The sequence below is a fragment of the Paenibacillus sp. 7523-1 genome (genome assembly GCF_002276415.1).
GTDB lineage: Bacteria > Bacillota > Bacilli > Paenibacillales > Paenibacillaceae > Paenibacillus > Paenibacillus illinoisensis_A.
On sequence record NZ_NPBR01000004.1, the window covers coordinates 362,085 to 371,511 of the forward strand.

Genomic DNA, 9,427 nt, shown 5'->3' on the forward strand with positions numbered 1-9,427 from the left:
TGGAGATCAAATTGGTGAGCAAAATCTTGGTATGGAAGATTACAAAATGTTCGCAAAGAAATATAACTTTGATGAGAGAAGCTCATCGAGCAGCATTGATATGTAAAGAAATTGTCGAGGGACAAGAACTTGTACCGATTTCCGGAATGGACAAGAACATAGTCCGATTACCGATTATATATACATCTAAATTCTGATCACATGTACTTAAGGCTTTTATTAAGTACCATAATACAGAAAATGTTCACATTGTTATGTGAAAACTGTCAAGATGGGAGGTTAAGACGGTTGGCTAGGTATTAAAAAGAGAAATATCGGTCTGAAACTAGCTGTTGAGCACAAGAACTTGTACCGGCGAATAGGATCCATGTAAGTCCCCCCTCACAGTGTACACGTTATCAATATATAACATCATAATTGGATATAAACTTGCAAGAATTAGATATTTCCTATCCTCATTATAGGTGTGTAAAATTATAAGCATCACGAGAGGGAGTGAGTTTATTATGCGAATTGATGCTCATCAGCATTATTGGTCAATGTCACGTAACGATTATGGCTGGATAAATAAAGAATTACCTATTTTATACAGAGATTTTTTGCCACAAGATTATGAAATTCACTTAGAGAAGCATAACATCGACGGATCAATAGTTGTACAGGCCGCACCTACTATTGAAGAAAGCGAATATTTGTTGGAATTGGCCAATCTGTCGGATTCGATATTGGGTGTAGTAGGTTGGTTAGATTTATTTACTCCATCTCATAAGGAACATTTCGATCGTTTCCGTAAGCATAAGAAATTCGTTGGCTTCCGCATTATGTTGCAGGAGATGGTTGATGTCAGCCGAGTACTTGAACGGCCATATTTGGAAGCGCTTAAATACTATGCAACCTTGGATATCCCTATAGATATTCTTGTCCAAGAAAATCAACTGGCTGTACTTAATGAACTTCTCAAAGAGGTTCCTGACTTAAGAGGGGTTATTAATCATATTGGTAAGCCTCGTATAAAGGAACATCTTTTTGAACCATGGGAATTCCTGATGGGAGAGATAGCAAAACATCCAAAGATCTATTGTAAAATTTCTGGAATGGTAACCGAAGCTGATCATGATGATTGGGATGTGGAACATTTTAAGCCGTATATTGAACATGTTCTTCGTTTATTCGGGCCGGAGCGTATTATGTTTGGTTCGGATTGGCCGGTCTGTTTGCTAGCTGCAAGCTACGATGATGTTCTTGGCATCTTGAATAATACAATTCCACAATCATGGGTGGAAGAGAACCGATCCGGTCTGTTTGGAGAGAATGCAAGAAAATTCTATAAATTAAGATAATTCAGGTTGCACACAGTTAGTGGTTGGACAGAAGAGACCTTTTATATTCATACGAACAGTATTTCCGACTTGGCTCAGCTGCTAGAGGGGACTTATACCAAACTATTGATGGTCTGGAAAGTGGGAATTATATCATTGGGGGAGAAGAATTTTTTACCAACGATGAAGGCAAAAGCTATATCAGCTATTTAGACTACGCAGAGGCTTTTGTGGACATAATCGAAATTCACTATGTACGTCGTCGCTTTAGTGTTATTGGAGCATAAGTAAGCTAATACAAACAGTACACCTGAAACAAATGCAATAGAAACTGGAGTTGAGGTCAGCGGCTTATGAGAAAAGTCTATGAGCTACCAAATTAGGAACAACCAAGTTGAATTTGAATACACTTCATCCGTATTTGAAGATATATGGGAAACGTTTATTGTCGAGGGACAAGAACTTGTACAGATTACCGATTAGGCCTATATCTAATCGACAACTTGCCCTTCAATTCATTAAACTAACGGGCAGGTTAGTTTAATAGGAACGTCCTGGGTGTGTGAGTTGCGCCGGGATTAGTCAACGGGCAGGATAACGGAACCATTAGATGGACTTATTGTTCTCTTGTGATACAATATATTCCACAAATATCTTCGTGAGTTAATGAAAAGCGCTGATGAACTATTAAGAGACCAGCACATAAAAGTGGTAGTTTTATGGATATGCAATAGTCGCCGAATGGAACTTGGTACAAAAAGGAGGCAGGACACATGCTAGAAGAACAGGAAATATTCGCGGGTGAAGGATATAACAGGTCGTACGCAATTGCTACGGGTATGCCGATTTTGAATCTTAGGGGTAGCATACCGCGTGAAGGTAACGGCCAACTACCGTTTCCGTGGGTGACAACGGGCATCAGGATTGATAAAGAACAGATGTTGGAAACCGTTATGAAGCAAAAGACACTCGAGTATTTGTTTAATATGCAATTCAGTAAGGAGGAGATGACCGACCGCAATTTGGTTGTAGGCTGTTATGAATATAGGAATCCGAATGACAAGGAACAAATATTGCTATATGCGTTGGTTTCGTTGAAGGAATTTCTCGCGAGATACGGCGATGAACGGGCATCGGAGATTCTGATGCGAGTTGGCTGCACATACGAGAAGATTATGGAAGAATGCGATGAAGCCATTGAAGAACACTTTGCAGTGTTGCGCCGGTCACTTCATTTAAAGAATTTGAGGGACCAATATGATGTCGTTTACGAGTGGAGTGAAGAGGAAGGGGTGAAGACGTACATAATCAGATACACCAAATCGAGTTATACGAAGATTAAAGCTAAATCATTCGAAGAGTTGACCAAACTTTATGATGAGCAACGGAAGAAGGATGCAAAGAAGACGTTCGCGATTCTGGAACCGTTAGAATCATTTATGCATGCCTAAGAAAATCGTCCCTTTAAGGGGCGGTTATTCAACATTTCATCGAAAGAAGATTCGAGGAATATCCAGCGATAGAGAGGATTCTCGACAGTGGCATCGGAAGTTGCTGAACCGTACGCCAGATATGGTCGAATGGGGACTAATGGAAGACGTTGATCCAGCCGATTATTTCGGCAAACCCATAGAGGTAGAACGATTTATGGCGATTGCAAGCCTAGCGATTCAGGGAGAGATTCTGAACTGAATTTAGTCATAAAAAAACTGTACCTCCAATGGGTAGTTGTGTCTAAAAATTGGGGTGCAGTTCATAATCGGCTGCCTTTGTTCAACTGACTTGCTGGGTATTCTACAGTGGTCTTATTGGAGAAATTACTGCCTTTTGGAAATGCCCATAGATCATAGCAAATCTTTCAGAGTAGCCTAATTTAATTAAGTTTAAAATGTCATAAAAAACTACGGCGATTAGTTTTAGTCTTATGCGAGTCGATGCTAGAGGCGAGCATTGTCTCTGAACTAACCGGTAATGATAGTGATAGGAAGCTTCGACATTTAAACCTGAACATCTAATGAAGAATGTACCGGAATAATGAGTCCGCCTTTTCATAGTCATCACAAGGTCATCATTAATGATGCAAATAGTGACCGAAACGTGTTATTGAGAGTTAAACATGCAAAAGGAGATATTGTTATTGAGGAATTCCAAGTATCTCCTGGGACCAGCAAGCATTTAGATGGCCTGATTAATGATACAGAGTACTTATTTGAGATTAAAGCTGAAGAAGGACAATTCATTCTTAATGCAACATAACAAGAACGTATTCATATTCGAGCCCCACTTTTAATTATTTCTAGAGGAGAGGGGATTGGAAGTTATATAAGTAAAATATTCATTCAACTAACGGGAAACGATAGCTAAATTCAGATAAAACTGCAGCCGATCAATTGATCGGCTGCAGTTCCCTTAACCTACGGGCAAAATACTCCTAGTGTTGGTGTGACACAAAAAATTCATCACCGTAATCTAATCCATGTGAGCGACGGCACTGATTTCGATCAGTTGCTCAGGAGACGCCAGGTATGTCACGCCGATACAACTGCCGGCCGGGCGGTGTTGTCCCATGTATTCCTTGAAGAGATGTATGCATGGCTCGATATGCTCTTGTGCATTTGTCAGATAAATTTCAACATAAGCGAGGTTTGACTTCGTGATACCGAACTCTGCTAACACGCGATCGAGATTCTTCAGCGTCTGCAGGGTTTGTGCCTCGATATCATTTTCGCCAACGAATGCGCCCTCCGTATCGTGGGAAAATTGTCCCGAAATGTAGATTGTGCCGTTGACGCTGTACCCCTGAGCGATACCGTGATCCCAAAGGTCGTGATTATAGGTTTTAATGTTAGTCATTTTTTTCTCTCCTCAATTCAAAGTAAGGTTAGTATAAAATGAACTTAATTAAAAATATAGTACGCACTTTATTGATAGATACTATCTAAAAAGATAGTGTACATATGATTATGGCTATATAAAGTAAGAGATCATCTTATCTGGAGTGAATTAAGCTATGAGGATGGAGGGAACAACATGATCGATACTTTTAGTATAGTATTTGTTTGATTGGAGTATTGGGACATTATCTTGTCTACAATATCTGATAGTAATAATTCATGTTGTTGTTCAACTAATGGGCAGGTTAACGTGGAAATGACCAAATTAACATGTAAAGATGATACATGAAAATTGGACTTTTTTGGACAATAACCAATGAAGTACAATGTTCTAGGAAGGCTATATTACCAGAGGAGTGATCACGTGATTATCATGATTAATGGGGCTTTTGGTTCTGGTAAGACCTCCACAGCTCAAATGCTTCAACCCTTAATTGCCAATAGTATGATATTTGATCCTGAAGATATTGGACTTATGACTTGGAAAATTGCACCTAAAGAAGTGAGGCATACCCACGAACAAACTGATGATTTCCAAGACATGGAGCTTTGGAAAACCTTGACTGTAAATGTGGCGGGGGAGGTAAAGAAGAAGTATCAAAAACACTTCATTGTGCCTATGACCCTGTATAAAGAGGAGAACTTCAATTACATTTACAATGGATTTAAAGAATTGGATAAAGAACTGTATCATTTTTGTTTGATAGCTTCAGAGGACACCATTTATAACAGATTAGTCAAGCGCGGTGACAAGGTAGGGGGATGGTCATTCCAACGGATTTCTACTTGTGTCGAAGCTTTTAGGAGCGAAATTTATCAAGAGCATTTAATAACGGATCACTTAAAAACAACTGAAATTGTAGACATTATTATAAAGAGATTAAACAACAATTATGGATGAACTCTGTCAAAGTGACTGACTCGGCAGGCTGACTGCATCCTTTCCTCCCTTGGTCCGCCAAAGATTTGAGCTAACGGGAAACGATAGATCAATAAATCCAAGAAAGCAGCCGATCATAAAGATCTGCTGCTTTTGATTAAGCTAATGAGCAGTTTAGTTTCGTTGAAAAGGGTTTTATTTAGCTTTCCTAGTTGGTTTCCCACACTAATTTAATTTTGAACAATGATGACGGGGACTGCTAACAATTTTCCGTCTGCTCATTTCCGGAGTCCCAAATAACTTAGTTACTTTATTACATGGTTTGAAACTTATTACCTACTGGATTTTTACCTTTGACGTTAGTAATTATTTCCTTGTCCTGCTAATTATTGCGGTTAACAAGGTTAAAAATACATACATTAAGATGGTTTTAATCTTCGTATAAAATCATTCCTTTTAATTCATTTTATTTAAGATACCTTAATTCCTGTTTTTTTAGGGTTGCAGTCCTAAAGACACAAAGAATTAGGAGGGGGGTTAATGAACAAAAAGGAGCAACTTTAACTGCAGGAGGATTTTTAGGAATTGCTGTTGTGACAAGCGTTGCCTTATTGTTGGGAAGTGGTGCATCTACTCCAGATACATTTGATGCATCTAGTACACAAAAGCTTAATATGAGGAAAAACTACGATGCTACAAAAGTACCAGCGAGCTTCTGGCCGTTTGTATGAATTGTTGATGCCGATGATCAAATAATTAAAACACTGGAAGTTTCAATAAACCATGGCGATGAATCCCATCATCTAGTAATGCTTGTGAAGAAGTCTACCGGATCCGAATACATAATGGCCATAAATCTGGATAGTTCTACTTTGATCAATCCATTTTCAACAAAGGAGCTTTCTGATTTTACTGAGCAGTGTATTAATCATGGATTTCCTCATCCCAGCTCCGTTCAAATCGTACTCTATTATAGTCATGCAATGACTGAGTTTAAGAGGTTTTAGCCTGATGGATAACGTAATAAATCAAAAGATTACCCTCTACCACGGAACTACCAGCAAACGTACTCAATCTATTTTGTCTGAAGGGCTGATGCGCATTGATGCGGATATCATCTATACACAGAAGACTTTGTTCTTGGGGTGGATACGACTCCTGGTTATATCTACATGACGGATACAGTGGCCAAAGCGATTATGTTCGGCAACAAGAGTCAAATTATTGAAGATAATCCTCAGTTCGAATTCTATATTTTTGAGCTTCTGTTTGAGGTAGATCGTTTACAGGCATATCTGGATGGAGCCAGGATTCCATGCTTTACCGAAGAAGGTGGATGAACTGATTATGAATATGTTTAAAAAGCGAAAGGCCGTGCATCTATGGGTCATTTTAAAGAAACGGCTACCTTTAATCGACGAAGTCCAGCATGCGAGCGTTTTGATTTTCATAGAAAAGAAATAATGATTTGACATTTACTATGGGGTAAGTTATCTTTGCCAATATAGTTAAGCTATTAACTAAATGGAGATGACAGAACACATGGATAATCTGCAAGAAGAGAACTTACTGCCAATTGATCCTAAACAAGATACGCTGCAAGAATATTTGCTTAGTCTGCCACTGCCCAATGAAGCTTTCTTTACGATGGTTGAGGCGACTGCCAATCTGGTGGCCGTGTCGGAGAAATACTGGCAATCCCAAGGGCTGAATGGAGCAAGAATTCGCATACTTGTAGAGATTGCAAAAGCTGGGGGAACGATGCTGCCTACAGTGCTTGCCGAAAAAATCGGTGTCACCAAGGCCAACATTAGCTTGCTGCTGACTCCGCTGGAGCGTGATGGATACATTGCGAGGGCTGAACATGCCCGAGATGGTCGCAAGACGGTGATTTCCATTACCGATGCAGGACGTACATTATTGAGGGAGCATTTGCCGGGTAACCGTGAAGCTGTGGCTTTACAAATGGGCAAGTTGGATGAACAGGAGCAGCATCAGTTGATTGTTCTGTTACAGAAGCTGAACAGGTCTTGATCCTTAAGGAATGTGTTGTAGTCCAGTGAATCACTCTGTTCATTTAGTTAATAACTTAACTACTTGATGCGATTCATTTACAGGAGGGAATAGCAGGATGACGATCATGATTACAGGAGGCACAGGTCAATTAGGCAATCTGATTATTGCAAATCTTCTAGTCCGGGTCCCCGCTACAGAAATTATCGCAGGTGTCCGTAATGGGGGGATGTCCGCAACCTTAAAAGCGTTAAAGGATCAGGGTGGGGAGGTTCGCTGTATTGACTATGATAAGACCGGAAACGCTACAGAAAGCCTTTGCCGGTGTGAATAAATTGCTGCTGATTTCCAGCTCACATACCGATGATACAGTCCGGCTAACTCAACATACAAGTGTAATCAATGCGGCGAAGAATGCTGGAGTTGAACATATCCTTTATACCAGTTTTGCTTTCCCACAGACGAGTCTTAACGGTTCGAGTAGCGTGCATAGACTTACCGAGCAGGTCATATTTGATTCGGTGATGAAGTATACGATTTTGCGCAATGGGCTGTATATTGATTTTGTGAATGTCCTTGGGCTACAGGAGGCGATACAAAGTGGCGTGCTAACAACTTCAGCCGGAGATTGGCGGTTTAATGCGGTTACACGCAGTGATCTTGCACGGGCCATTGCGAACGTGCTTGCAGAGAAAGGGCATGAGCAAAGGATATATGAGTTGGCCGCGCCAAAGACTTGGAACTTTGCTGATCTGGCTGAGGTGCTCACAGCATTGGCGGATAAACCAGTCATGCACATCGAGGATGTGTCGGTACAGCATTGGATCTATCCTTTTTTAAGCAGTATTGATACCGGATCTACGTCTAAGGACCTTGAGCAATTGATGGGCAAACCAATAACTTCGTTGGAGGAGAGTATTGCACCTTTTTTTGAATTAATCAATTTACATTGGAATGACGTTAAGCCCGTATGATTGTGAAGACATCAACTTCAAAAAACGCTTACAAACTTTCAATCCTACCCTACCTTTTCGGAAAACGAAGCTAAGATAATGGAAAAGAAACGGGCATGAAGTAATCCCGCTATCGTTCATCATTCACGTAGAAAAATAAATGCTGCATATCCATATCCACTTAGGCCAAGCGTTGCTTGCCCAAATGTATGGTCAGCAACAACTGGAAGAACAGACAGCACGTTATACGCAGCTCAATGAATCATTCGAACAGTATTTTGGCGTACAAGAGGGCAGTAAGTTATTCAGCGCGGCTGGACGCAGCGAAATCTGGGGCAACCATATGGATCATAACCATGGTAAGGTGCTCGCGGGCAGTATTACGTTGGATACGATTGCGGTGGCTGCGCTAACGACAGATTCGGTAATTACCTTTTATTCGGAAGGTTATGACCAGAAATATGTAATCGATCTCACGGATTTGACACCGAAGGCGGGAGACGGTATGGCTGCAGGATTCAGGGTATGCTGAAGTGGTGTCGGGGGACAAGAACATGATCCCATTGAAGTCGCAATTTTAGCAACTTTTTTGTTTTATCGGTATGCCGGAATGGACAAGAACATAGTCCGATTTCCTATTAGATGTACATCTAATCATTGGTCACATGCACTTAAAGCTTATTAACTACCATGAAATCGTCATCTTGCCCTTCAATTCATTAAACTAACGGGCAGGTTAGCTGAACGGACCTGCCTTTGGTCATTAGAAAACGAGAATATACATTGCTTAAATCTTTTACAAAATAAAATGCCAATTTATGTTTTAGCAAGGAGCGACGATTTTTCGTTAGAACCCGTCGCTAAGACCTTGCAGCATAATCTCAAATGCAGTTACACAACTGTGATGGTTCCATAGTACATGTACATCCCACAATTGAAATGATATGTTCCAGGTTTTAAATCATCCAGAGTAATGAAGTTACCTCCCTTTTCAAGATAAACATCAATATCTAAATCAGAAGATTCGATACTCTTTATACAAGTGTATCCTGTTTGTTTTATGAAATTTATTTTTGTTGGAACACCGGATTTGACCACAATATTATTTTGGCTAAATCCATTGGATTTTACATCGACTGAAATGACTTGATAGCCATTATTTTCTTGAACAGTACTCTGCTCCTGATTTTGAGAAGAAACAACGGTGGTTCGATTATCTTGATACTGATTAAATAGCAACAAGCCTACTGAAACAGCACCGAAAGCGACAGTTACGAAAGATAATCAGTTAAGCTAACGGGAAACGATAGCGCAATAAAACAAAGAAAGCAGTTGATCAATATGATCGGCTGCTTTTGTTCAACTAAC

At 40.1% G+C, this 9,427-nt stretch carries 13 protein-coding genes; 11 read left to right on the forward strand and 2 right to left on the reverse strand.

All coding sequences use genetic code 11. From position 1 onward, the window contains the following. Positions 1-506: 506 nt before the first annotated feature. The 5 genes from CHH60_RS03520 to CHH60_RS03530 all read left to right on the forward strand — a co-directional run bounded on the left by CHH60_RS03520 (position 507) and on the right by CHH60_RS03530 (position 3,575). On the forward strand, positions 507-1,340 hold the full coding sequence (locus CHH60_RS03520; RefSeq protein ID WP_095357922.1) for an amidohydrolase family protein: 834 nt from the start codon (positions 507-509) through the stop codon (positions 1,338-1,340). A 23-nt stretch (positions 1,341-1,363) separates the two neighbouring features. Continuing rightward, positions 1,364-1,606 carry a hypothetical protein gene (locus tag CHH60_RS29680; RefSeq protein WP_176475962.1) on the forward strand — a complete coding sequence of 81 codons (243 nt, stop codon included), beginning with the start codon at positions 1,364-1,366 and terminating at the stop codon, positions 1,604-1,606. 486 nt (positions 1,607-2,092) lie between these two features. Further along, positions 2,093-2,770, forward strand: coding sequence for a hypothetical protein (locus CHH60_RS03525; protein WP_255247806.1), 678 nt, complete (start codon positions 2,093-2,095; stop codon positions 2,768-2,770). 100 nt (positions 2,771-2,870) lie between these two features. Then, positions 2,871-3,011, forward strand: coding sequence for a hypothetical protein (locus CHH60_RS29685; protein WP_176475941.1), 141 nt, complete (start codon positions 2,871-2,873; stop codon positions 3,009-3,011). Positions 3,012-3,353: 342 nt separating this feature from the next. Then, positions 3,354-3,575 (forward strand): hypothetical protein, encoded by a 222-nt coding sequence (locus tag CHH60_RS03530; RefSeq protein ID WP_176475963.1) that lies wholly within the window; start codon positions 3,354-3,356, stop codon positions 3,573-3,575. Positions 3,576-3,788: 213 nt separating this feature from the next. Here CHH60_RS03530 and CHH60_RS03535 read toward each other — a convergent pair whose 3' ends face one another. Continuing rightward, a complete protein-coding gene (locus tag CHH60_RS03535; RefSeq protein WP_095357923.1) occupies positions 3,789-4,172 on the reverse strand; it encodes a RidA family protein in 384 nt (127 codons plus the stop codon). Between the two features lie 414 nt (positions 4,173-4,586). Between CHH60_RS03535 and CHH60_RS03540 the strand changes: the two genes are divergently transcribed. The 6 genes from CHH60_RS03540 to CHH60_RS03555 all read left to right on the forward strand — a co-directional run bounded on the left by CHH60_RS03540 (position 4,587) and on the right by CHH60_RS03555 (position 8,591). Further along, positions 4,587-5,114, forward strand: a complete 528-nt coding sequence (locus CHH60_RS03540) for an AAA family ATPase (protein WP_255247814.1) — start codon at positions 4,587-4,589, stop codon at positions 5,112-5,114. Positions 5,115-6,265: 1,151 nt separating this feature from the next. After that, the gene (locus CHH60_RS29540) at positions 6,266-6,433 is read left to right on the forward strand and encodes a hypothetical protein (protein WP_176475964.1); all 168 of its coding nucleotides are present in this window, start codon (positions 6,266-6,268) and stop codon (positions 6,431-6,433) included. Positions 6,434-6,635: 202 nt separating this feature from the next. Continuing rightward, positions 6,636-7,127 carry a MarR family winged helix-turn-helix transcriptional regulator gene (locus CHH60_RS03545; protein ID WP_095357925.1) on the forward strand — a complete coding sequence of 164 codons (492 nt, stop codon included), beginning with the start codon at positions 6,636-6,638 and terminating at the stop codon, positions 7,125-7,127. A gap of 97 nt (positions 7,128-7,224) precedes the next feature. After that, a complete protein-coding gene (locus CHH60_RS30180; protein WP_255247807.1) occupies positions 7,225-7,440 on the forward strand; it encodes a KR domain-containing protein in 216 nt (71 codons plus the stop codon). Then, positions 7,394-8,080 carry an NAD(P)H-binding protein gene (locus CHH60_RS03550; protein WP_255247815.1) on the forward strand — a complete coding sequence of 229 codons (687 nt, stop codon included), beginning with the start codon at positions 7,394-7,396 and terminating at the stop codon, positions 8,078-8,080. The genes CHH60_RS30180 and CHH60_RS03550 overlap by 47 nt, the downstream gene beginning before the upstream one ends. Before the next feature lie 139 nt (positions 8,081-8,219). Further along, entirely contained in the window at positions 8,220-8,591 is a 372-nt protein-coding gene (locus CHH60_RS03555) for a galactokinase family protein (RefSeq protein WP_369680173.1), read from the forward strand. A 359-nt stretch (positions 8,592-8,950) separates the two neighbouring features. Here CHH60_RS03555 and CHH60_RS03560 read toward each other — a convergent pair whose 3' ends face one another. Next, positions 8,951-9,301: a cupredoxin domain-containing protein gene (locus tag CHH60_RS03560; protein WP_095357926.1), complete on the reverse strand. Its 351-nt coding sequence runs from the start codon at positions 9,299-9,301 to the stop codon at positions 8,951-8,953. Positions 9,302-9,427: the final 126 nt, after the last annotated feature.